Origin of the sequence: Thiorhodococcus minor, from assembly GCF_010820565.1 — a bacterium.
Classification (GTDB): domain Bacteria; phylum Pseudomonadota; class Gammaproteobacteria; order Chromatiales; family Chromatiaceae; genus Thiorhodococcus; species Thiorhodococcus minor.
Map to the genome: position 1 here is coordinate 1 of NZ_JAAIJQ010000027.1, position 24,043 is coordinate 24,043.

Annotated in this window: 21 protein-coding genes; 1 reads left to right on the forward strand and 20 read right to left on the reverse strand. The window is 66.1% G+C overall.

Features of this window, described 5'->3' with window-relative positions; genetic code table 11:
* Positions 1-308: 308 nt before the first annotated feature.
* From G3446_RS10750 to leuC, 16 genes are all read right to left on the reverse strand, one after another.
* Positions 309-1,364, reverse strand: a complete 1,056-nt coding sequence (locus G3446_RS10750; RefSeq protein WP_164452833.1) for a phosphoglycerate mutase — start codon at positions 1,362-1,364, stop codon at positions 309-311.
* 8 nt (positions 1,365-1,372) lie between these two features.
* Positions 1,373-2,620 (reverse strand): O-succinylhomoserine sulfhydrylase, encoded by a 1,248-nt coding sequence (locus G3446_RS10755; RefSeq protein ID WP_164452834.1) that lies wholly within the window; start codon positions 2,618-2,620, stop codon positions 1,373-1,375.
* Positions 2,580-4,094 carry an amidophosphoribosyltransferase gene (gene purF, locus G3446_RS10760; protein WP_164452835.1) on the reverse strand — a complete coding sequence of 505 codons (1,515 nt, stop codon included), beginning with the start codon at positions 4,092-4,094 and terminating at the stop codon, positions 2,580-2,582. Before purF ends, G3446_RS10755 begins: the two co-directional genes overlap by 41 nt.
* A gap of 121 nt (positions 4,095-4,215) precedes the next feature.
* The gene (locus tag G3446_RS10765; protein WP_164452836.1) at positions 4,216-4,707 is read right to left on the reverse strand and encodes a CvpA family protein; all 492 of its coding nucleotides are present in this window, start codon (positions 4,705-4,707) and stop codon (positions 4,216-4,218) included.
* Positions 4,708-4,815: 108 nt separating this feature from the next.
* The gene (locus G3446_RS10770) at positions 4,816-5,505 is read right to left on the reverse strand and encodes an SPOR domain-containing protein (protein WP_164452837.1); all 690 of its coding nucleotides are present in this window, start codon (positions 5,503-5,505) and stop codon (positions 4,816-4,818) included.
* Positions 5,506-5,630: 125 nt separating this feature from the next.
* Positions 5,631-6,905 (reverse strand): bifunctional tetrahydrofolate synthase/dihydrofolate synthase, encoded by a 1,275-nt coding sequence (gene folC, locus G3446_RS10775; protein ID WP_342450093.1) that lies wholly within the window; start codon positions 6,903-6,905, stop codon positions 5,631-5,633.
* An 81-nt stretch (positions 6,906-6,986) separates the two neighbouring features.
* Entirely contained in the window at positions 6,987-7,880 is an 894-nt protein-coding gene (gene accD / locus G3446_RS10780) for an acetyl-CoA carboxylase, carboxyltransferase subunit beta (RefSeq protein ID WP_164452839.1), read from the reverse strand.
* A gap of 145 nt (positions 7,881-8,025) precedes the next feature.
* Complete coding sequence (trpA, locus tag G3446_RS10785) at positions 8,026-8,832, reverse strand: tryptophan synthase subunit alpha (protein WP_164452840.1); 807 nt, start codon at positions 8,830-8,832, stop codon at positions 8,026-8,028.
* Positions 8,829-10,079, reverse strand: coding sequence for a tryptophan synthase subunit beta (gene trpB / locus G3446_RS10790; protein WP_164452841.1), 1,251 nt, complete (start codon positions 10,077-10,079; stop codon positions 8,829-8,831). Before trpB ends, trpA begins: the two co-directional genes overlap by 4 nt.
* The gene (locus tag G3446_RS10795) at positions 10,060-10,692 is read right to left on the reverse strand and encodes a phosphoribosylanthranilate isomerase (RefSeq protein ID WP_164452842.1); all 633 of its coding nucleotides are present in this window, start codon (positions 10,690-10,692) and stop codon (positions 10,060-10,062) included. The genes trpB and G3446_RS10795 overlap by 20 nt, the downstream gene beginning before the upstream one ends.
* A gap of 28 nt (positions 10,693-10,720) precedes the next feature.
* The gene (gene truA / locus G3446_RS10800) at positions 10,721-11,503 is read right to left on the reverse strand and encodes a tRNA pseudouridine(38-40) synthase TruA (RefSeq protein WP_164452843.1); all 783 of its coding nucleotides are present in this window, start codon (positions 11,501-11,503) and stop codon (positions 10,721-10,723) included.
* A 140-nt stretch (positions 11,504-11,643) separates the two neighbouring features.
* Positions 11,644-14,475, reverse strand: coding sequence for a motility hub landmark protein FimV (locus tag G3446_RS10805; protein ID WP_164452844.1), 2,832 nt, complete (start codon positions 14,473-14,475; stop codon positions 11,644-11,646).
* 522 nt (positions 14,476-14,997) lie between these two features.
* The gene (asd, locus tag G3446_RS10810) at positions 14,998-16,119 is read right to left on the reverse strand and encodes an aspartate-semialdehyde dehydrogenase (protein WP_164452893.1); all 1,122 of its coding nucleotides are present in this window, start codon (positions 16,117-16,119) and stop codon (positions 14,998-15,000) included.
* Between the two features lie 125 nt (positions 16,120-16,244).
* On the reverse strand, positions 16,245-17,321 hold the full coding sequence (gene leuB / locus G3446_RS10815) for a 3-isopropylmalate dehydrogenase (RefSeq protein ID WP_164452845.1): 1,077 nt from the start codon (positions 17,319-17,321) through the stop codon (positions 16,245-16,247).
* Between the two features lie 55 nt (positions 17,322-17,376).
* Positions 17,377-18,015, reverse strand: a complete 639-nt coding sequence (gene leuD, locus G3446_RS10820) for a 3-isopropylmalate dehydratase small subunit (protein ID WP_164452846.1) — start codon at positions 18,013-18,015, stop codon at positions 17,377-17,379.
* On the reverse strand, positions 18,015-19,418 hold the full coding sequence (gene leuC, locus G3446_RS10825; RefSeq protein WP_164452847.1) for a 3-isopropylmalate dehydratase large subunit: 1,404 nt from the start codon (positions 19,416-19,418) through the stop codon (positions 18,015-18,017). The genes leuD and leuC overlap by 1 nt, the downstream gene beginning before the upstream one ends.
* Positions 19,419-19,559: 141 nt before the next feature.
* On the opposite strand from leuC, the gene G3446_RS10830 reads away from it, so the two are divergent.
* Complete coding sequence (locus G3446_RS10830) at positions 19,560-20,084, forward strand: hypothetical protein (RefSeq protein WP_164452848.1); 525 nt, start codon at positions 19,560-19,562, stop codon at positions 20,082-20,084.
* Positions 20,085-20,092: 8 nt separating this feature from the next.
* Here the strand turns inward: G3446_RS10830 and serS are convergent, their stop codons facing one another.
* The 4 genes from serS to G3446_RS10850 form a co-directional block, all read right to left on the reverse strand.
* Entirely contained in the window at positions 20,093-21,370 is a 1,278-nt protein-coding gene (serS, locus tag G3446_RS10835; protein ID WP_164452849.1) for a serine--tRNA ligase, read from the reverse strand.
* 78 nt (positions 21,371-21,448) lie between these two features.
* Complete coding sequence (locus tag G3446_RS10840; protein WP_164452850.1) at positions 21,449-22,045, reverse strand: class I SAM-dependent methyltransferase; 597 nt, start codon at positions 22,043-22,045, stop codon at positions 21,449-21,451.
* Positions 22,046-22,096: 51 nt separating this feature from the next.
* Complete coding sequence (locus tag G3446_RS10845) at positions 22,097-22,741, reverse strand: endonuclease III domain-containing protein (protein WP_342450094.1); 645 nt, start codon at positions 22,739-22,741, stop codon at positions 22,097-22,099.
* Between the two features lie 3 nt (positions 22,742-22,744).
* Positions 22,745-23,956 carry a GlgC family sugar phosphate nucleotidyltransferase gene (locus G3446_RS10850; RefSeq protein WP_164452851.1) on the reverse strand — a complete coding sequence of 404 codons (1,212 nt, stop codon included), beginning with the start codon at positions 23,954-23,956 and terminating at the stop codon, positions 22,745-22,747.
* Between the last annotated feature and the right edge of the window lie 87 nt (positions 23,957-24,043).

The window sequence follows — 24,043 nt, forward strand, 5'->3', positions numbered from 1 at the left end:
CGCAGCTACATGTCTCATCAGCAGTTCACATGGCAGCCACCTCGCAGGCTGCTAGACTGGCCAGGTTTCTCCTGGCACACCGAAGAGCGCAAAGGCTTTCAACACCTTGCCTGCGAAGCGATGCTCACCCAGAGGGTGAAGCGACGCAGCAATGCAAGCCTCTGTTTTTCTTCGTGTCCTTCGCGCCTTTGCGGTTCCAACTGCCGAATCTAGGGTGAACGCTTCGCCAGGCGGAGGAGCTAGGCAAACCAACGGCTGGAGGCTGGCCGCTGGCGGCTGACTGCTCTTTCTAGGTTCTAGGAATTCGCCTAAGCTGGCTGCTGGTGGCTGGCGCTCTTTACTAGGCTCAGGAAATCGCTCAGCCCGCCACGCCGCCAGAAGCGGCGCAGTCGGCTGGACGTCATGCCCCAGCATCTGCCATCGCAGGGATCCAGCGAGATCCGCCACCCGCTCACTCCGCGGAGCTGGGTCTGGAGCGCCGCACAACGGGCTTGGAAGGACTGCAGAGCATCCCGCCAGGCTGCAAGGTCGCGATCGACCAGCGCCCGCCAAAGCCTGTCCTCGAACAGGAGTAGTCCTCCGTCACGCGGGCTCCAGGCATGCAAGTCTCCGCTCGCCAGCGGCTGTCGGCGACCACCTAGCTTCGAGAGGCCAGGCATCAGCGGATCGTCGCCAATCAGAACGGACGGCGGATCCACAGGAGGTGCTGGCAGCCGACCTCCTCCCCAAGTCCAAATGCCGTTGAGCATCGGGCGACCGCGCGCTTCGCGCCGCGCGTTGACGGGATGCGCGTAGAACAGCATCTGCGCCTCATTCATGAGTCGCATCCATTCGGAGGCCCCAGGCCCCTCCGGCAGATATTCGGACATGGGCCGACCGATCACCTCATTGAGCGAGGCCGTGCGCACGCGCGGATCTTGCGGCACCCGCAGATACCAGCGTCCAGGCAGGGGTGCCGCCAATACGAGCCCCTCGTTCCGGAAGTGCGCGTTGAAGGCCTGGACCAGCGTCAGCGCCTCCTCTTGGGAAGGCTCGAGCCGGTCGGCCCCAAAGACGAGGAGCTGGTCACGGTCCGGACGAAGGTGCACCGGATCCGCATGCATCCAGAACCCGTCGAGATCGGCCCCCGGGTCGTCGCCGAGGAGGCAGATGGGTGCGGTCGGCGGATCTTGATCGGACGCCAGCTCGAGCCCGAAGGCGGTCAGGACGGCATGATGAGGGCCAAGTGCTCGGCCTTCCGAGACCTCTCCCCTGGCAAGCCAAAGATCCAGAACAGGTGTGCGCGGCATTGGCTCAGGGATGAGGGGCAAGGGCCCGAGCAGACCGGGACAGATGAGCCTGACGCTGCTCGCGCGGTCGGACATGGCGTCGATCAGAGTCCGGACAGCCCGCGGGCGAGGTCTTTCTGGATGTCGCCGACATCCTCCAGTCCGACGGCGACGCGCAGGAGTCCGTCCGCGATCCCCGCGCTGGCGCGCTCCTCCGGCGACAGCCGGCCATGCGTCGTGGTCGCCGGATGCGTGATGGTCGTCTTGGTGTCGCCCAGATTGGCCGTGATGGAGATCATGCGCGTGGAATCGACCACCTGCCAGGCGCCAGCCTGTCCGCCCCGCACCTCGAAGGCCAGGATACCGCCGCCACTGCGCTGCTGCTGGCCGACCAAGGCGTGCTGCGGATGATCCGAGCGCCCGGGGTAGTAGACGCGCTCGACCGCAGGCTGGACGGTGAGCCAATCGGCCAGCTGCGCCGCGCCTTGGGAGTGCGCCAGCATGCGCAGCTCCAAGGTCTCGAGCCCCTTGAGGAAGACCCAGGCATTGAAGGAGCTCATGGTCGGACCGGCCGTGCGCAGCACGCCGAAGACCTCTTCACCGACCAGCTTGGCGTCGCCCACCACGGCCCCGCCGACGCAGCGCCCCTGGCCGTCCAGGTACTTGGTCGCCGAGTGGATGACGATGTCCGCACCCAGCTCCAGGGGCCGCTGCAGGGCCGGGGTGCAAAAGCAGTTGTCGACGACGAGCAGACAGGCGTGCCGATGCGCGATCTCGGCGAGCTGGCGAAGATCGACCATCTCGGTCAGCGGGTTCGAGGGCGTTTCGCAAAAGAGGAGGCGCGTGTCGGCATCGATGGCGGCCTCCCAGGCATCCAGGTCGCTCAGAGGCACATAGCTGGTCTGGATGCCGAAGCGCGTCAGATACTTGTTGAACAGCATGGTGGTGCTGCCGAAGAGACTGCGCGAGGAGAGGATGCGGTCTCCCGTCTTGAGCAGCCCCATGCAGGTCGCCAGGATCGCCCCCATGCCGGAGGCAGTGGCGACACAGCAGTCCGCGCCCTCAAGGCTCGCGAGCCGCTGCTCGAAGGCGCGCACCGTGGGATTGGTGAAGCGCGAATAGATGTTGCCTTCGGCCTCGCCGGAAAAACGTGCCGCGGCCTCGGCTGCGCTGGCGAAGACGAAGCTGGAGGTCGCGAAGATGGGCTCGCTGTGCTCGCCCTCGGGCGTGCGCAGATGTCCGGTGCGAATGGCCCGGGTGGCGAAGCCGGGCGTCGGGTCGAGATCCTCGGGTGCGCTCAAGTCGGCGTCGTCACTCTGAGTTGTAGAGGTCGATCGCAGCCTCGTCCGCATACTTCTGGCCCTGCTTGGCGCAGTCGTTGCGGCGGGCCTCGAGTGCCTGAAGATACTCGGGCGTCACGTCTCCGGTCACATAGTCGCCGTCGAACACCGAGGTATCGAAGCGGTCGACGTGCGACTTGCCCCTCTTCTGAACGGCCTCGATGAGGTCTCCCAGATCCTGGAAGATGAGACCATCCGTGCCCAGCTCGCGCCCGACCTCCTCCTCGGAGCGACCGAAGGCGATCAGCTCGCTCGCCGCGGGCATGTCGATCCCGTAGACATTGGGGAAGCGAACTGGGGGCGCGGCCGATGCGAAATAGACCCGGTGCGCCCCGGCGTCACGTGCCATTTGGATGATCTGCTGGGAGGTCGTGCCGCGCACGATGGAGTCGTCGACCAAGAGTACGTTCTTCTTGCGGAACTCGAGATCGATGGCGTTGAGCTTCTGGCGCACGGACTTCTTGCGCACCTTCTGTCCCGGCATGATGAAGGTCCGCCCAATGTAGCGGTTCTTGATGAAGCCCTCGGCGTAGCTGATGCCGAGCTGATTGGCGAGCTGCAAGGCGGCGGTCCGACTGGTGTCCGGCACCGGGATGACGACGTCGATGTCGTGATTCGACCACTCGCGCCTGATCTTCGCCGCCAGCTTCTTGCCCATGCGCGAGCGCGACTTGTGCACCGAGATGTTATCGATGATGGAGTCTGGCCGGGCGAAGTAGACGAACTCGAAGATGCAGGGCGAGAGCTGCGCCTGTGCCACGCATTGACGCGTGTGGAGATCGCCGTCGACGGAGATGAACACCGCCTCGCCCGGGGCCACGTCGCCGATGAGCTGAAAGCCGATGGTGTCCAGGGCGACGCTCTCGGAGGCGATCATGTACTCCGTGCCCTCGGGCGTCTCGCGCCGCCCGTAGACCAAGGGACGGATCGCGTTCGGATCGCGGAAGCCGAAGACGCCGAAGCCCGGAATCATGCCCACCGCCGCATAGCCGCCGCGACAGCGCCGATGCACCCCGGCGACGGCGCGGAAGACATCCTGCTCGTCGATGCGCAGCTTGCCCTGGATCTGCAGCTCGTGGGCGAAGATGTTGAGCAGGATCTCGGAGTCGGACTCAGTGTTCAGGTGGCGCAAATCGTCCACGAGGAGATCGCGCTTGAGGTCTTCGGCGTTGGTCAGATTGCCGTTGTGCGCCAGCACGATCCCGTAGGGCGAATTGACGTAGAAGGGCTGCGCCTCCGCCGAGCTGGAGGCGCCCGCGGTGGGATAGCGGACGTGCCCGACGCCCATGGCGCCGAGCAGTCGGATCATATGACGGGTCTGGAAGACGTCCCGCGCGAGACCATTGTCCTTGCGCAAATGGAGCTTGTCGCGGTGGCAGGTGACGATGCCAGCCGCATCCTGCCCGCGGTGCTGGAGCACCAGGAGCGCGTCGTAGAGGGATTGGTTGACCGGACTTTTGCCGACGATTCCGACGATACCGCACATGAAGAGAGCCCTCGCCTGCGCCTCACCCGGCGGTCAGACACAATTGATCGAGAGCCGCGCAGAGTAGCTCAGGGAGACCCATGCTTCAACTCGATCGGACCAGAGGTAGCGCGTGGCTGGCTCAAATCTCCTTGAGCCTGACCTGCAGCTCCTGAGGAACCATGCTCAGCATCCAGCCGGCCATGCCCTGAAAATCATCGATGAGACCGGACTCGCCCCACCAAGGCTCCGACGGCAGAGGCGTGAGCGCCACCAGAAAGACCGCCATGGCAACCATGACGGCACCGCGCGCGCCACCGAAGAAGAGCCCCAGCAAACGATCGGTGCCGGTGAGGCCGGCCTTGTCGACCAGCGCCGTGAGCAGCGCGCCAAGGATGGCGCCAGCCACAAGGGTCAAGAGCACGAGCCCGACAAAGGCGACCGCGACGCGCACCTCCGGCTGCGAGAGCTGAGCGGTCAGCAGATCTGCGGCATCGCGATGAAACACCCAAGCCACGACCAGCGCGAGGATCCAGACGCCCAGGGAGACCACTTCCCTGACCAAGCCACGGGCGAGCCCGACCAAGGCTGACAGCACGATGATGGCGATGATGCTGTAGTCGACCCAGTTCATTCGGACTCCTGAAGGCTAAGGGCGCCTGAGAACGGCGGTCGCGCCCAGGGCAGAGCGCGTGCCCAGCCGCGGCCATCGTGAGCGAAAGGCAGGGTGGCAGCCATACGACTAGGGATAGCGCTGGATCAAGGTGTCGAGCTTCTGCTGCTGGCGCAGCATGGCAGCGGCGCGCTCGGCGGCATCACGGTCGACCTCCGGGCCCACGCGCACCCGGTAGAAGGTCTTGCCGCGAACCTCCGCCCTCTCGACGAAGGCGGTGAATCCCGCGCCCTTCAACTTGTCCGCAAGGGCGCTCGCCGAGGCGGAGGAGCCCAGACTCGCGACCTGCACCACCCAGGAGGGGACAGCATCCGCCCTGGGTGGCGGCGGAGGCGGTGGCGCGGCCGTCCGCGGCGCCGGCTTGGGCTCGGCGGCCGGACGCGCCGCCGTGCTCGGCCGCGAGGATGGGCTCGGCGCCGCCTGGGGCGGCGTCGGCGCGGGCAGATCGGCCGGCCTGGCGGGCGGCGGGAGATCGGCGCCGGTGATCTGACCGGGCTGCAGACCGCTCAAGTCCGCCTCAGGCTCACCGAACGACTCGGGCGGCGGCACGTCGAGCTGGACGCTGTCGTCCGTCGATCCCAGTGCCGAGCCATCGTCCGGCTGATCGGGCAAGGGGATATCGAGTCCCGGATCGAAATCGCTGCCGAAACCTGGCTCATCCGGAAGCAGCGCGGTATCCACCGGCGGCGCCAACGAATCGTCCTCGAACAGCATGGGCACGAAGATCACCGCCAGAGCGACGATGACGACCGCACCCACCAAACGTCTCTTAGCTCCTTCTCGCATAGATCTTCACTCGATTTCCGAGGGCACTTTCAACACCCACGCGTTCACGTCAAGCCCGGTCGTCGGGTGCCGGGGAGTATACCCCGCGAGCGGCGGCTTCAGATACCGTCCAGACGGCGCAGGCCCTGCCCCACGGTGGTGAAGGACCCCACGACCAGCAGACAGTCCCCCGGCCGGGACGCCGCCAGAGCAGTCTCGATGGCTGAGCCGACATCCTGATAGAGGCCCGCGATCGCCTCTCCCAGGACAGGGTCGAGACGTTGCCCAAGGGCGTCGACCGACATCGCGCGCGCATCGTCGCTCTGCGCGAGAAACCAGTCGCCGACCCATGGCCGCAGCGGCCCGACGATCGCCTCCGGCCGTTTGTCGGCGAGGACCGCCAGGACAGCGCGCACCCGCCCACTGCAGTGGAAGTCCTCCAAGTTGGCCGCCAGTGCGCGCGCCGCCTCGCCATTGTGGGCGACATCCAGGATCCAGGTGACCTCGCCCGGGACGACCTGGAAGCGCCCTGGCACCAAGGCCCGCCCGAGGCCTTTGCGCAGCGCCGCCGCAGAGATGGGCAGGCGCTCGGCCAGACACTGCAGCGCGGTGATGGCGCTGGCCGCATTATCCAGCTGAAATCGGCCACGCATGGCCGGGAGAGGCAACGCCAGGCGCCGCTCACCCATCCCGCGCAGCATCCACCCGGATTCGGCCGGCTCGATGGCGATCTCGCGCCCGAGCTGAATCGGCTGGGCGGCGCGCTCCTCAGCCGCTCCTCGCAATGCTGCGGGGGCATCCCACTGCCCGATGATCGCCGGGCGGCCGGCGCGGAAGATTCCGGCCTTCTCGCGCGCGATCGCATCTAAGCTGTCGCCGAGCCAGGCCGTGTGATCACGTCCGATGCTGGTGACCACAGAGACGTCCGGGTCGATGATGTTGACCGCGTCCAACCGCCCTCCGAGCCCCACCTCGAGCACCAGGAGGTCGGGCTCCTCGCGCGCGAAGATCTCCAAGGCCGCAAGCGTGCCAAACTCGAAGTAGGTCAGAGCCACATGCTCGCGGGCGGCCTCCACACGCTCGAAGGCCCGGCACAGGGTGGCGTCAGAGACCGGCCGACCATCGCGCTTGACGCGCTCGTTGTAGTCGACCAAGTGGGGCGAGGTGTAGCTGCCGCAGCTGTAGCCAGCGGCGAGCGCCATGGCCTCGAGCATCGCCACGCAGGAGCCCTTGCCATTGGTGCCCGCAACGGTGATGACCGGACACCCCAGCCGCTCCGACCGGAGCCGTCGCCAGACCTGATCGACACGCGCGAGCCCGAGCTCGATCTGTTTCGGGTGGATGGAGAGCTGCCACTCGAGCCATGCCTGCACAGTGTCAGGACAGGCCTTCACGGGCACCGATTCCGCATCGCCCTGAGATCCCGAGCTTGGGCCCTCGGGATCAGCCCGACCGGCAGTGGCCATTCCTCGCGGTCAGACCGGGACGACGGTGCGGCAATAGCGCGGACGCGCGCCGAGGATCGCCAGCAGATCGGCGATGCGCTCACGGAGATCGCGGCGATCGATGATCATGTCGAGCGCGCCCTTCTCCACGAGAAACTCGCTGCGCTGGAAGCCTTCCGGCAGCTTTTCGCGCACCGTCTGCTCGATCACGCGCGGACCCGCGAAGCCGATCAGCGCATTGGGCTCGGCGATGTTGATGTCCCCCAGCATGGCGAGACTTGCCGAAACGCCACCCATGGTCGGATCCGTCATGACCGAGATGAAGGGCAGCGCGCGCTCGCGCATCTTGCCGAGCGCCGCGCTGGTCTTGGCCATCTGCATGAGGGAGAAGAGGCTCTCCTGCATGCGCGCACCGCCGCTGGCCGAAAAGCAGACGTAGGCGGAATTCTGCTCCAGCGCGGCCTCGACGCCGCGCACGAAGCGCTCGCCGACCACGGACCCCATGGAGCCGCCCATGAAGCTGAACTCGAAGGCCGCGGCCACGATGGGCGTTTCCTTGAGCTGGCCGCGCATCACCACCATGGCCTCCTTCTCGGAGGACTGCTTCTGCGCCTGGCTGATGCGGTCCTTGTACTTCTTGAGGTCCTTGAACTTGAGCGGGTCCAAGGACTCCAGGCCCTCGCCGATCTCCTCCCGCCCCTCGGGATCCAGGAAGGCCTCGAGACGCTTGCGTGCCGTCAGCCGGCTATGGTGACCACACTTGGGGCAGACCTCGAGATTTCGCTCGAGCTCGGCGCGATAGAGGATGGCGTGACAACCGGGGCATTTCGCCCAAACGCCCTCCGGAACCGCACGTTTGGTGCTGGCCTCGATTCGAATGCGGCTCGGAATGAGCTTCTCGAACCAACTCTTGCCCTTGTCCATCGCCTGTTTCACTGTGCCACCTGCCTGGATCTGGTCTCGTCATGTCTAAGCTCTGCGCGCCTGGGAACACGGCCCGATTCGCGTGGCGAGGAGACCGCGGCCGGTCCGGCGCCCGCTCCTCGTCCTAGCTGCCGAGGCAGCGCAATCAGTCGGCGTCGATCGCCGCCCGCAGACTGGAAAGAAAGTCGCCGATGGTCGCGGGGATCTCGGCGGGCGTGTCCGCAAGCGCTTCGATACGACTCACGATCGCACTGCCGACGATCACCGCGTCAGCCACCTTCGACACCTTGCCAGCCGTCTCGGGATCCTTGATCCCGAAGCCCACGCCGACCGGCAAGGGGATGGTCCGCCGGATCGCCTCGACGTGCTCGGCCACGTCCCCTGCGTCCAGATTGGCGGCTCCGGTCACGCCCTTGACCGAGACGTAATAAACGAAGCCCGAGGCCACTTCACCGATCCGCGCGATGCGATCCTGCGTGGAGGTCGGTGCGAGCAGATAGACGAGATCCAGGCCCTGCGCCTTCATGGTCGCGACCAGGTCGTGACCTTCCTCTGGCGGGACGTCGACGATCAGGGCGCCATCCACCCCGGCTTCTCGGGCCTGCTCGGAGAAGGCGGCATAGCCCATGACCTCGATGGGATTGAGATAGCCCATGAGCACGACGGGCGTGTCCGCATCCTGCGCGCGAAACGCGCGAACCATGGCGAGGACATCGGCGAGCCGCACACCCTTGGCGAGTGCGCGCTCGGTCGCGCGCTGAATCACCGGACCGTCGGCCATGGGATCGGAGAAGGGCACGCCGAGCTCGATGATGTCCGCGCCCGCGGCCACCATGGCGTGCATCAGGGGGACCGTCGTCGTAGGCTCCGGATCTCCCGCCGTCACAAAGGGGACCAGCGCGGTCCGACCCTGCGCCTTCAGCTGTTCGAATCTCTTGGCGATACGGCTCATAGCACCAGCCCGTCGTGACGCGCGACCGTGTGCATGTCCTTGTCGCCACGACCAGAAAGATTGATCAGGATGCTCTGATCCTTGCGCATCGTCGCCGCGAGCTTGTGGGCATAGGCCAGGGCGTGGCTCGACTCGAGCGCCGGGATGATGCCTTCGGTGCGGGTGAGGTGGTGGAAGGCGGTCAGCGCCTCGTCGTCCGTAACCGAATCATAGTGCGCGCGCTTGCTGTCCTTCAGCCAGGCGTGCTCTGGGCCGACGCCCGGGTAGTCGAGACCGGCCGAGATGGAATGGGTCTCGATGATCTGGCCGTTCGCGTCCTCCATCAGATAGGTGCGATTGCCATGCAGGACACCCGGCTTGCCGGCGCACAGCGGCGCGGCGTGATGGCCGGTCTGCAGACCCTCGCCGCCCGCCTCGACCCCGTAGATGGCAACGTCCGGGTCATCGATGAAGGGATAGAAGAGCCCGATGGCATTGGAGCCGCCGCCGACGCAGGCGACCAGCGCGTCCGGCAGACGCCCGGTGCGCTCCAGCATCTGCGCACGCGCCTCGCGACCGATCACCGCCTGGAAGTCGCGCACCATCATGGGATAGGGATGCGGACCCGCCACCGTGCCGATGATGTAGAAGGTGTTGTCGATATTGGTGACCCAGTCGCGCATCGCCTCGTTGAGGGCATCCTTGAGGGTGCGCGAGCCCGACTTGACCGACACCACCTCGGCGCCCAGCAGGCGCATGCGGTAGACGTTTGCCTCCTGCCGCGCAACGTCCACCTCGCCCATGTAGACGATGCACTCCAGCCCCAGTCTGGCGGCCACGGTGGCCGAGGCCACGCCGTGCTGACCGGCGCCCGTCTCGGCGATGATCCGGGTCTTGCCCATGCGGCGCGCGAGCAGCGCCTGGCCGATGGTGTTGTTGACCTTGTGCGCGCCCGTATGGTTGAGATCCTCGCGCTTGAGGAAGATCTGTGCCCCACCCACCTCGCGGCTCCAGCGCTCGGCGTGATAGATGGGCGAGGGACGGCCGACATAGTCGCGCAGATCGGCGTCCAGCTCGGCGAGAAACTCAGGATCGGATTTGCAGCGCTCGTAGGCCTGTTTGAGCTCGTCGAGCGGATGCATGAGCGTCTCGGGGACGAACATGCCTCCATAAGGCCCGAAGTGCCCAACGGCGTCCGGCAGACTGTAGGCCGCCTCGCGACCCGACGCCATGCCTTCCGCATGGCTGTTATCGGCGCTTGTCGCCATCTCTTACCCCTTGCATGAAGCCAAAAATACGCTCGGCGTCCTTGACGCCCTTGGCTGCCTCGACACCGCCGCTGACATCGACGCCATAGGGCCTGACCTGCTCGATCGCACGCGCGACGCTCCCCGCATCGAGCCCGCCAGCCAAGATGATCTTCGGCGCCAGATCGGCCGGAACGCGATCCCAGTCGAAGCTGGCACCCGTGCCTCCGGCGCGACCGGGCTGAAAGGTATCCAATAGCAGGCCATCGGCGTCGGCATAGCGCTCGCGCTCCGCATGCAGATCGATCTCGGGCCGCATTCGCAGCGCCTTGATCCAGCGCCTGCCGAAGCCGGCGCAATCGCGCGGACCCTCATCCCCGTGGAACTGCAGCAGATCGAGCGGGACCTGCTCGATCACGGCCGCGACGACTTCAGGGTCCTCATCGACGAAGAGGCCCACGGCCGTCACGAAAGGAGGTAGCAGCTTGCAGAGCGCGGCGGCCTGCTCCGCGGTGACGGCGCGCGGGCTCGGCGGATAAAGCACGAAGCCAACCGCGTCGGCCCCAGCCGCCACGGCGGCCTGGACGTCGGACGCACGTGTCAGACCGCAAATCTTAACCCGGGTTCGAATCATAGGCGAGGATACTTGAGGCTGAGCGCGATCAGTCGGCGGCCAATCGCTGCAAGGGATCGGCATGGGCAAGCTGCGGAAGCTGGAAGTCCTCGGGATAGTCGGCACGCACGAAGAAGAGCCCATGAGGCGGCGCCGTAACGCCCCCGAGGGTACGGTCCCGCACCTCGAGCAGCTCCAGGGTCCAGTCGGGCTCGGCCTCGCGGCGACCGATGGTCATGAGGACACCCGCGATGTTGCGGACCATGTGATGGAGAAAGCCGTTGGCGCCGATGCTGAGGGAGATGAGCCCATCCCGCTCGGTGACGTCCAGATAGTGAATCCGGCGAACCGGACTCTTGGCCTGACAGCCGATGGCCCGAAAGCTGGAGAAGTCGTGCTCCCCGACGAGGTGCCGGGCCGCGATGCGCATCTGCTCCAGCTCCAGCGCTTCATGCGCCCAGACCGCGCGGTGACGCTGCAAGGGCGAGCGCGTTCGGCGCACCATGATCTGATAGCGGTAGTGCCGCGCAAAGGCGCTGAAACGGGCGTGAAAGCGCTCGTCGACCGGGTGCGCCCAGCGCACGGCCACATCCGGCGGCAGATTGACGTTGGCACCCAGCACCCAGGAGCGCTCGCTGCGCGTCGCCACCGTGTCGAAATGGACGACCTGCTCGAGCGCGTGAACGCCGCTGTCGGTGCGTCCCGCGCAATGCAAGGTCACCGGGTGATTGGCGACACGGCCCACGGCCGCCTCAAGACTGGCCTGAACCGTGCGCGTCTCCACCTGTCGTTGCCAGCCGTGGAAGTCGGTCCCGTCGTACTCGACCCCCATGGCGATCCTACCTGGCCTCAAGCGCGTACCGCCCCAATAAACGCAGCCGGGCCGCATCGCGGCCCGGCTTCAGTCGGCTTGAGCCACCTAGGTTGAAGGTGACTCGACCTCGCCCCACCCCATTCATCGGGTGAGCCCAGTCACCCCAAGCCATCGAGCATGGACTTCGCCTCGCTCTTCTGCTCGTCGCGACCCTCGGACATGACCTCTTCCAGGATCTCGCGCGCGGCCTCCTTGTCGTCCATCTCGATATAGGCGCGGGCCAGATCGAGCTTGGTCGCGGTCTCGTCCCAAATGCCCGAATCGATCTGCCATTGCGAGGACAGGAGATCGCTCGGAACGCTTTCCTGATCCGGCGGCAATCCGCCATCGGAGGATTCGGACGCCCCGCTCGTCGTCTGACCGAGGATACCAAGATCGCCGTCCTTCGGACGCCCGCCTTCCATCTCATCGCGCGCAAGCGTCGGCTCGTCGATCGCATCCGTATCGAACATGGAGTCCAGCTCGTCGACGTCCTCGATCTTGTGCTCCTCCAGCGTGAGCTCGATCTCCGAATCTTGCGTATCTGCGCTCGAGTAGCGCTGGTCATTTTCGGCCTGATCCACGGCAACGGTCATGGCGTCGCCGAAGGAGTCGTTGCCCAGCTCGGAGTCGCCGATTCCCAAGTCGATGATGGGGGGCTTGTTGGCTGCAGCCTGCTCTGGCTTCTCGCGCGGCGGCTCTTCCTCATCGATGTCGAAATCCCCGAGCAGATCTGAGCTGTCCTGCCCATCCGAGGAGCGCTGCACGTCGCTGAGATCCAGCGACAGCGAATCCTCGACGCCCAGATCGAGCGAATCCTCGGACCCGGCCGACAGCTCGGTTCCTGGCGAGGGCGCGACCGGGACCGCACCGCCGCTGGATTGCAGCTGCTCGAGCTGACTTTGCAGCTTGCCCCACTGCTCCGGATCCTGCTGGTCACCGCCCGACGACTGAATCTCATCCATGATCGCCGACAGCGAGTTGAGATCGCGCGAGGCGGCGAAGGACTCCGCGAGCTTGTACTTGATGTCCAGGCGCTCGGGGAAGCGCCCCAGCTCGGTCTTGAGGAGATCCTGAGCCTCGCTGTAGCGCCCATAGGCGATGTAGATGTCGGCCTCCGAAAGGACGTCGGCCTCGTCCGTCTCCGCGTCGAAATTGCTGAGCGAGGACATCATGGTGACGCCCGAGTCGCCATCACCCTCGTTCGTCTGCAGCGACTCCGGCTCGGACATGGGCTCGTCGTCGGCCCCTGAGGTCGCGGCGACGGTCTCGGCGTCGCCAGTCAAGGCGGAGCGCGGCTCCGTCGTGACGTCCAAGGTGTCGTAGCGCTCGTCCTCAGCGGCCAGCTCGTCGTCGTCGCCTTCTTCCTCGCGGCGACGGCGCATGGTGATCCAAGAAAACACCATGATGCCGACGGCCGTGAGCCCGGCGAGCCCAGCGAGCGGCAGCAGCAAGGAGTGCCAAGTCGAGGTCTCCTCTTGCGGCTCGACGGCGGGCGTTGGCGGTTGAGTCGACGTCGGCGGCGTGGCCGGCTCGACGGGTGCTTCCGCCACCTCGACCACCTCCTCGACGACAGGCGGCTCGGTCGGCGTCGGCACCGGAATCAGCCCGACCTCCTCTGAGGCAGCCTCCTCCTCGACAGCCGTCTCTTCTTCGGCGAGCGCGGCATCGAGTGCTTGCTCGGCCGCCTCGGTCACATCCAGGGATTCTTCCTGAGCGGCTGCGACGGCCGTCTCTTCGGCCGCGGCCTCAGCCTCGGCGGTCGCGGCCTCCTCCAAGGACTCCAAGGCCGCTTCGACCGACTCCGGCACCACATCGGCCTGTGCGGTTTCGGGCCTCGGCTCGCCAATGATGCCAGGCGCGGTCTTGAGCTCCTGCATCCGCGCGAGCTCCGCATTGCGCAGCTGCAGCAGCGTCTGGATATCCGCCAGCTGCGTCTCGAGCTCGCGAATGCGGTCGCGCAGCTCCAACGTCTCCTGACGGGTGCTTTCCGATGTCTCCAACGCCAGCATCACATCCTGCTGGACCCTGGGCGAGGTCGCCGCGGTCGAAGCCTGGACAGCCGGAGCCGATGCGGTCGGGGCAGGCGCCCGCGCGGGCTGGGCCGCACCAGTCACCCGCAATTGCGACGCGGCCATGGCCTGAGAAACGTCCGTCAGAGGCGCGCGGTACTGCGCCCGACCGCGCAGGGCGGCGGTGTATTCGCGCTCGGCCTCGGCCGGATCCAGGGCGAAGAGCTCGGCCCTGCTCGGAATGACCAGCGTCTTCCCGGCAATCAGCCGATTGATGTTGCCGCGGATGAAGGCGCCTTGGTTGTTGCGATAGAGCGCCATCGCGGTCTGGGCGACGGTGGCACCCGCGGGAGCAGTGTTACGGGCGACGACCCAGAGGCCATTGCCGTTGCCCACGGGACCGACATAGACCGGGAAGCCGTCCCCCGGGGCTGGGATGTAGCTCGAGCGACCGCTCGCCGAGGCGACTGAGGCGCCAGCGGATCCCGCCGCGGCGCTGCTTGCACGCGCAGTGCGCACGGCGGGCGCGGACGCGCGCTGAGAGAGTGCCGGCGGATCGAGGAGAATCGTGTATTCCTTGAGGAGCTTGCCCGAGGGCCACACGACCTCGACCAAGAAATCCATGTAGGGCTCGCGAATCGGATCCTTACTGGAGACTCGAATGACGGGCTTGCCCTGCGCGTTGACGTCGGGCGTGAAGTTGAGACGGGTGAGATAGTAATAACGCTCGATACCCGCCTTGGAGAAGGCCGCCTGAGTCGCGAGCGAGGCGCTTACCGCGTCCAGCTCGTCCGGACGCGCATCACGCAGCTCGATCTCGCCGGCGAACGGCTGATTGAGGGCGGATTGCGGACGCAGGCCACCCAGACCCAGGGCGGAGACATCGGTGCCAGCCAAAACCATGGTGATGGTCGACGCTAAAATGAGCTTGCGAGACATCCTCCTCCCTCGTGCACAACGCAATGACATGATTCCAACCAAATTCCTGGGAGCTTGCGCAAGCCGAGACGGCAAGCTCGTTATTCCCTCAGGCCGTTCAAGCAATCGCGAGGAGCGTGGACACTCGCCTCTCACATTGGGCTTCGCCCCAAAGGCGGAGCCACGGGATTCGTTCCTCAAGGCGACACGCGAGCAGGAGCAATTCCGCCCCTCAGCCGGCCACCTGCACCGATCATCGAGCCAGGCACAGCGCGCATCCTACTCGATTCGGAGCATCCACTTTGAGCCCTGGGTCACCATAATCCAGCCTTGGACAACCGCGAGCCAGCCCCGACTATATCGGATTGGCCCGCGTTCACCAAGGCAGGGTCTGCCATCTCCGTCAGAGGGCCTTGATCGTCAGTTGGACCGGCAGGGTGGACGAGCGAGAGCGAAGTCCACCGAATCCCGCGCCGGCGTTGGTGGACTGCGCTTCGCTTGCTCACCCAGCGGGAGGCCGGGCCAATCGATGATCGACGCCCGTCAGAGCACGCGATCCTGCAGAATTCCGAGCATGCGTCTCAGCGGCTCCGCAGCGCCCCAGAGCAGCTGGTCCCCCACCGTGAAGGCGGAAATGTAGGCGCCGCCCAGATTCATCTTGCGCACGCGGCCGACCGGAACCTGCAGCCTGCCGGTCACGGCCGCGGGCGAGAGCTCGCGGATCGTCTGCTCGCGATCGTTGGGGATCAGCCGCACCCAGTCATTGGCGTCGGCGATCATCCGCTCGACCTCCGAGATCGCGATGTCGTCCTTGAGCTTGATGGTCAAGCCCTGGCTGTGACAGCGCATGGCCCCGACGCGGACGCAAATGCCGTCGATTGGAATCGGTGCCTCGCCCAAGCCGAGAATCTTATTGGTCTCGACATAGCCCTTCCATTCCTCGCGGCTCTGGCCATTCTCGAGCTGCGTGTCGATCCAAGGGATGAGGCTGCCGGCTAGCGGCGCACCGAAGCTCTCGGTCGGGAAGGCGGGCGCGCGCATGCAGTCGGTCACTTGACGATCGATCTCGAGAATCGCGGCGGAGGGATCCGCCAACGGACCCGCGACCGATCCATGCAGCTCACCCATCTGGGCCAGCAGCTCGCGCATGTTCTTGGCGCCGGCACCAGATGCCGCCTGATAGGTCATGGCGCTGACCCATTCGACGAGCCCGGCGTTGAAGAGCCCGCCGATGGCCATGAGCATGAGGCTGACCGTGCAGTTTCCGCCGACGAAATCGCGCTTGCCGGCATCCAGGGCGGCGTCGATGACCGAGCGATTGACCGGATCCAGGACGATGGTCGCCTCCGGCTCCATGCGCAGCGCGGAGGCCGCGTCGATCCAGTAGCCATCCCAGCCGGCGGCGCGGAGCTTGGGATAGACGGCCTTGGTGTAGCTTCCGCCCTGGCAGGTGACGATGGCGTCCATCTCACCCAGCGCCGCAACCGACTCGGCATCCAGCAGCGGGCTGCCTCCGCGCCCGACATCCGGGCCCAGCTGACCGGCCTGCGAGGTCGAGAAGAAGACGGGCTCGGCGATCCGCGCGAAATCCTGCTCCGCGCGCATCCGCTCCATGAGCACGGAGCCCACCATGCCACGCCAACCGACGAACCCTACCCGCTTCATCATCTCGCCCCGCACGTTCGATTAGTGAGTGACGCCGATCGCGGCTCGGCCAGGGGATTCTCCGCACATACCCGAATCAGGGGTAGCGGGAATCGCTCGGCCGCGCGCATGACGCCCTATGGATCTCAGCTCAGTGCCGCGACCACGGCATCGCCCATTTCGGCGGTGCCGACCTGCCGCATGCCCTCGGACATGATATCCGCAGTGCGCAGCCCCTGATCCAGGACCTGGGAGACCGCCTTCTCGATGCGGTCGGCCGCGGCCGGCGCATCCAGCGAGTAGCGCAGCATCATGGCGACCGAGAGGATGGTCGCCAGGGGATTGGCGACGCCCTTGCCGGCGATATCGGGCGCAGAGCCGTGGATCGGCTCGTACATGCCCTGCCCGTCGGCGTTGAGCGACGCGGACGGCAGCATGCCGATGGAGCCGGTGAGCATGGCGGCGCAGTCCGAGAGGATGTCGCCGAACATATTGGTGGTCACCATGACGTCGAACTGCTTGGGCGCGCGCACCAGCTGCATCGCGGCATTGTCGACATACATGTGGCTGAGGTCGATCTCAGGATAGTCGGCAGCGGTCTTGACGGCGACCTCGCGCCACATCTCGGTGCACTCGAGCACGTTCGCCTTGTCGACGGAGCACACCTTCTTGCCGCGCTTCATGGCGATATCGAAGGCGACGCGGCAGATGCGCTCGACCTCTGACTCAGTGTAGACCAGGGTATTGACGCCCTTGCGCTCGCCCGAAGGCAGCGTCTCGACCCCACGCGGCTGACCGAAATAGATACCGCCGGTCAGCTCCCGAACGATCATGATGTCGAGCCCGGAGACGACGTCCGCCTTGAGCGTCGAGGCGTCGGCGAGCTGAGGATAGAGGATCGCCGGGCGCAGATTGGCGAAGAGACCCAGACCGGCGCGCATGCCGAGCAGGCCCTTTTCCGGACGCTTGGAGATGTGCAGCGGCTCCCATTTGGGACCGCCGACCGCGCCGAGCAGCACCGCGTCGGACGCCTTGGCGGCCTCCAGGGTCTCGGCGGGAAGCGGGTCGCCAACCGCATCATAGGCCGCGCCGCCGATGAGGGCGTCCTCGATGCTGACATCGATGCTGCCGTCCGCCTGCAAGGCCTGCAGCACCTTCATCGCCTCGGCGACGATCTCGGGGCCGATGCCGTCACCGGCGACGACCAGAATCTTCTTGCTCAAATCTCGATCTCCAAATGCGTGTTTGTCGCGGTTGGCCGCCGCGGACGGATGCGGTCTAGATGAACAGCCAGGGCGCCTCTTGGCGACGACGCTCCTCGTAGGCGCGAATGGCATCTGTCTCCTGGAGCGTCAGTCCGATGTCGTCCAGTCCCTCGAGCAGACGGTGCTTGCTGCCCGAGTCGACATCGAAGCCGATAGCCCTGCCATCGGGCAGCGACAGCCTCTGCGCGGCGAGATCCACGCCGATGCTCAGCGGGGTCTCGCCCGTGGCCTTGGCGAAGAGGCTGTCGATCGTCGCCTTGTCGAGCACGATCGGCAGCAGGCCGTTCTTGAAACAGTTGTTGAAGAAGATGTCGGCGAAGCTCGGCGCCAGGATCACCTTGAAACCGAAATCCGCGAGTGCCCAGGGGGCATGCTCGCGCGAGGAGCCGCAGCCGAAGTTCTCGCGCGTCAGCAGGATCTGCGCCCGGGCGTAGCGCGGGTCGTTCAGCACGAAGTCTTGTTTGCGCGGGCGATGGGTGCAGTCCATGTCCGGCTCGCCATGGTCCAGATAGCGCCACTCGTCGAACAGGAAGGGGCCGAATCCGGTCCGCTTGATGCTCTTGAGGAACTGCTTCGGAATGATGGCGTCGGTGTCGACATTCGCCCGATCGAGCGGGGCGACCACACCGGTAAAGTTCTCGAAGGCTTCCATTACAGCTCCCTCACGTCGACGAAATGCCCGGTCACAGCGGCGGCGGCGGCCATCGCGGGGCTGACCAGGTGGGTGCGGCCGCCCTGCCCCTGACGCCCCTCGAAGTTGCGGTTCGAGGTCGAAGCGCAGCGCTCGCCAGGCTCGAGCCGGTCGGCGTTCATGGCCAGACACATGGAGCAGCCTGGCTCGCGCCATTCGAAGCCGGCCTCGACGAAGATCTTGTCGAGCCCCTCGGCCTCGGCCTGCTCCTTCACCAGACCTGAGCCTGGGACGACCATCGCCAGCTTGATGCCCTCGGCGACCTTGCGACCCTTGGCGATCTCGGCCGCGGCGCGCAGGTCCTCGATCCGGGAATTGGTGCAGGAGCCAATGAAGACCTTGTCCGGACGGATCTCGGTCAGCGGCGTCCCGGCGGTCAGGCCCATGTAGTCGAGCGCGCGACGGATGCCACTCGCCTTGACCTCGTCGCCCGCCTCGTCGGGGCTCGGAACCCGAGCATCGACCGGCAGAACCATCTCGGGCGAGGTGCCCCAGGTGATCTGCGGCTTGATGCTAGCGGCGTCGAGATGAATCACCTGGTCGAACTGGGCGCCCTCGTCGCTGACCAGGGTGCGCCAGTGCGCGGCGGCACGCTCGAACAGTTCGCCTTCGGGCGCGAGCGGACGCCCGCGCATGTAGTCGACGGTCTTGTCGTCCACGGCGACCAGACCGGCGCGCGCGCCGGCCTCGATCGCCATGTTGCAGACCGTCATGCGGCCCTCCATGCTGAGGTCGCGGATCGCCTCGCCACCGAACTCGATGACATAGCCGGTGCCGCCCGCCGTGCCGATCTCGCCGATGATGGCGAGCACGATGTCCTTGGCGGTCACGCCGGCGCCCAGCTTGCCGTCGACGCTGATCAGCATGGACTTGGACTTGCGCTGGATCAGGGTCTGGGTCGCCAGCACATGCTCGACCTCTGAGGTGCCGATGCCGAAGGCCAGCGCACCGAAGGCGCCGTGGGTTGCGGTATGGGAGTCGCCGCAGACCACGGTGCTTCCGGGCAGGGTGAAGCCCTGCTCGGGACCAATGACATGGACGACGCCTTGGCGCTTGTCGCCCATGCCGAGCTCGGTGATGCCGAAGGTCAGGCAGTTGGTGCCGAGCGCCTCGACCTGGATCCGAGACACCGGGTCCGCGATGCCCTTGGCGCGATCCGTCGTCGGGACGTTGTGATCCGGCACCGCCAGGTTGGCGCTGGTCCGCCATGGCTGGCGGCCCGCGAGCCGCAGCCCCTCGAAGGCCTGCGGCGAGGTCACCTCATGGATCAGCTGCCGATCGATGTAGAGTAAAGCCGTGCCATTGTCGTCGACACGGACGACGTGCTCGTCCCAGAGTTTGTCGTAGAGGGTCTTGGCGACCATGGCCCCACCTCAGTGCAAAAAACAGAATCGATTAGCATAGACCGCGCGCCTGGGAGTTGCAATTCCAGGCGCTGGCGTCGATTGAGAAGACCCCGCCGCCCGCGCCATAATCCGCACCTGCGGCAGACTGAGACAGAGGAAATGGACGGGAGCTGGGAGACAGAGGCGCCTGCGAGCGCCCGCAAGGGTTATCGCGCCGCGTGGCTCGGAGGCCGGCTGATCGCCGGCGCCGGATGGCTGCTCGCCCTGATCGGCGTCGCGGCGGGCCTGGCCGCGGCCTGGCTGCGCAAGGATATCGAGACCCTGGTGATGGCCGCGACCATCTGCCTGTCAGGCCTTGTCCTGATCGTCGTCGGCCAGACGATTCGGGCGGCGGTCGATAGCGCCATCCACACGCGCCGGATCCTGCTCTTGCTGCAAGCCGGCCCGCTGCAATGGGCCACGCGCCCGCCTCCCCCGCCGACACCGCCCGCTCCGCCGGAGCGCACACGCAACCAAAGCGAGTGGCTCAAGACCCCGTCGACCCCGATCTCCACGGCGATGCGCTCCAGCGTCGCAAGCGAGGACGTTCAGCCCTGCGTCAATCCCTTTTGCGAGCGACTGCTGCCGGAGAGCGCGGAGATCTGCCCGCATTGCAAGACGCGCCGGAAGCGCGTCGCCGTCTGAGACCGAGGTCAGGCCGTCAAGCGATCCAGACCGCCCATATAGGGGCGCAGCGCTTCCGGGATCACCACACTGCCATCGGCCCGCTGGTAGTTCTCCAGCACGGCGACCAGCGCGCGGCCGACGGCAAGGCCCGAGCCGTTCAGCGTATGCGCCAGCTCGGGCTTGCCGGTCTCCGGATTGCGCCAACGGGCCTGCAGGCGCCTGGTCTGGAAGTCGCCGAAGTTGCTGCACGAGGAGATCTCGCGGTAGGCCTGCTGGCCCGGCAGCCAGACCTCCAGGTCGTAGGTCTTGCGCGAGGAGAAGCCGAGATCCCCGGTGCAGAGCGTGACGACCCGATAGGCCAAGCCGAGTTTTTGAAGGATGGTCTCGGCATGCCCGGTGAGGGCCTCCAGCGCCTGCATGGATTCGTCCGGCCGCACGACCTGGACCAGCTCGACCTTCTCGAACTGGTGCTGACGGATCATGCCGCGCGTGTCCTTGCCATGCGAGCCGGCCTCGCTGCGGAAGCAAGGGGTGTGCGCCACCCATTTGCGCGGCATGGCATCGGCCTCGACGATGACATCGCGCGCCAGGTTGGTGACCGGCACCTCGGCCGTCGGGATCAGATAGAAATCCCGCTCGCCGGGGACCTTGAAGAGATCCGCCTCGAATTTGGGCAGCTGGCCGGTCCCACGCAGGCTGTCGGCATTCACCAGATAGGGGACATAGGCCTCGGTGTAGCCGTGCTCCGTGGTGTGGACGTCCAGCATCAGCTGGATGAGCGCGCGATGCAGGCGCGCCATGGGACCGGAGAGCACGACGAAGCGCGCGCCCGTCACCTTGGCGGCGAGATCGAAGTCCATCCAGCCGTTCATGGCGCCGAGGTCGACATGGTCCTTGGGCGCGAAGTCGAAGCTGGGCGGCTCGCCCCAGCGGCGCTCTTCCCGATTGTGGGACTCGTCTTGGCCGTCCGGGACGCTCGCGTCCGGCAGATTCGGCAGTCCCATGCTGATGTCCGTCACCTCCTGCTGGATCTCACCGAGACGGGCATCGGCCGCCTTCAGGCGATCGCCGAGGTCGGCAACGGCGGCGAGCAAGGGCTGGATGTCCTCTCCCGCCGCCTTCGCCTTGCCGATCGCCTTGGATCTGGTATTGCGCTCCTGCTGCAGGTCCTGAACCTGGACCTGCAGCGCCTTGCGCTCGGCCTCCAGGGCCTCGAAGCGATCCTTGTCCAGGGTCAGGCCGCGACGCGCGAGCTGCGCGGCGACCAGATCGAGATCGGTTCTCAGCAAACGTGGATCTAGCATTGAAGCTCCTTGGCAAACAATCGGCAGCATCGGCTGCCCGGTCAGTCGGCTCGATCGCGCCGGAAGTCGGGCGAGGGGCTAGGCCACCTCAGCCGTGGTCTTCCAGAACGCGGCGGTAAAATCGCCGGAGAGATAGCCCTCGTGGATCTGGTAGTCGACGTCCAGCTCCTGGCCCAGACGACGGATCTCGCGCGGCAGATAGAGATTGTAGATCGGCGAGGTATTCCAGCCCTTGAGCAGGTTGAAGACGAAGCCCAGGCGGCTAGCATCCAGGCACTTCTCGATGAAGCGGCGAGTCTCCTCGCGCGTCAGGGTGTTCATGGCGCCGCTGCAAACATAGACGTCCGCCTCCGGCAGGGGCTCGCCGAGGATGTCGCAGACGCGAATGTCCTGGCTGGTGCGCCGGCGCGCGGCCTCCACCATGGGCTCCATGACGTCCAGTCCGAGGTAATGCTTCGGCAGGTAGCCTTCGCGCTCCATGTAGCAATAGAGGTCGCCGAAGCCGCAACCGGCGTCGATGACCCTCAGCTCGCCGAGGTTGTCCGGCAGCATGGAGCAGAGGACGCGAAACCGGACCTCCTGCGTCTCCGTGGAGGCCCAATGCACGCCTTCGGCAGTCTCGCCGTGGGTCTGCAGCGCGCTGAGGTAGAAGGCTTGGTTGTCGACTTTCGGCATTGGGTATCACATCCTCTCTCGATGAGCGCGAGCGCGCTGCATGTCACCAGCTCAGGCTGCCGGGCAACAGGCCCTCAAGACACATTCGGCACAGCCAGGCCGCGTCTTGCAGACGTCCTTTCCGTGCCGCACCACGAGCGCGTGGTATTCGTTGTAGAGCGGCACGTCCGGAGCGAGCGCCATCTCGAAGGCGGCGCGAATCTCCTCATAGCCCTCGCCGCCGTCCAACAGCCCCAAGCGGCTGAAGATGCGCCGCGTGTAAGCGTCGACGACGAAGACAGGCCGCTCGAAGGCATAGAGCAGCATGTCGTCCGCGGTCTCCGGCCCAACGCCATTGACCCCAAGCAACGAATGCCGCAGCACATCGGTCTCGAGCGCACTCAAGCCCTCGAAACCGCCAGCGGCGATATAGTGCTCGCAAAAGGCGCTCAACCGCCGCGCCTTCACGTTGAAATAGCCGACTGGCCGCAGGGCCTCGGCCAGCCTTTCCGCCGGGATGGCAAGGATCGCCTCGGCATCCAGGGCGCAGTTGTCACGCAGCCGCTCCAGGGCAAGCTCCACGTTGGTCCAGGCGGTATTCTGGGTCAGCACCGCGCCGACCATGACCTCGAAAGGGCCGTCCGCCGGCCACCAGTGCTGCGGACCATAGGCGCTGAAGAGCGTCTCGAAGACGCGCCGTGCCGCCTCCTGCTCCACGCGCTACCCCCAGATGCCCCGGGTCACCACGACGATCCCCTGCTCGGAGACGGTGAAACGCTCGCGGTCGAGCTTGAGATCATGACCGATCTGCTCGTTGGGCGGGATCACCACCTCCTTCTCGACGATGCAGTTGCGCAGGTGCGCCCCTTCACCGACCTCGACGCCGTCGAAGAGGATGGACTCCTCGACGATGGCGCCATCCTTCACGCGAACGCAGGGGAAGAGAATGGAGTGGTTGACCCCACCACCACTGATGACAGTTCCCGCCGCCAGCATGGAATTGACGAAGACGCCCTCGTTCCCGCTCATGGGCCCGGGCACGGTGCGAGCCGGCGGGTATTGGCCCTGGTAGGTATGGATATTCCAGTCGGGCTGATAGAGATCGATGGGCGGCTCGGCGTAGAGCAGCTCCATGTTGGCGCGATAGTAGGCGTCGATGGTGGCCAGGTCGCACCAATAGCGGTCGGGCGTGACGCGCCCGCGCGCCTGACCGAAGCGATAGGCGAGCACGGACTGCGTGCGGGTCAAGGGCGCGACGACGTCGACTGCCAGATCCTTGTCCTCCCGCTCACCGCGCTCGATGCGGTCGATCTCATGGAGCAGGAACGCCTTGTCGAAGAGGTAGACGCCCATGGTCTGCAGTTGCTCGCCCGTCGCGTCGTCGTCAACCGGCGTCGGCGGACTGAGCGCTTGGATCCAGTCGTTCTCGCCGAGCCCTACAGATGCCTGGGTGCCCTGCCCCGCGCTCGACACCGGTCTGACCGCGACCGTGACCTTGGCTTGGGCCTCCTTGTGGGCTCTTACCAGCTCCGCATAGTCCATGCGGTAGACGACACCGCCATCCAGCACCAGGATCTGATCGGCCCGATTGCGCTCGATCAGATAGCGATTCTGCCTCAGGGCATCGAATGGTCCCGCATACCATTCCTGGGTCTGACGCATCTGAGGCGGCAGCGAGGTGATGAACTCGCCCAGCTCCGGATTGAAGATGGACCAGCCATCACGCAGGTGCTTCTGCAGCGAATGACTCTTGTACTGCGTCAGCACGAGCACCTGCCTCAGACCGGAATGCAGACAGTTCGCCAGGGTGAAATCGATGATTCGATACTTGCCGCCGAAGGGAGCCGCCGCCTTGGTCCTGTGCTGCGTGAGCACATCCGGACCCGCGCCGCGGTCGATCGCGAGAATGAGAATCAGGGTATCGGCAGACATAACGCAAAGTCCCAGGCGATAGCAGATCGAGAAGGCTCGACAGTCTAGCCGCCGGGCATCGAGGAAATCCAGGACGACTCGGAGCGA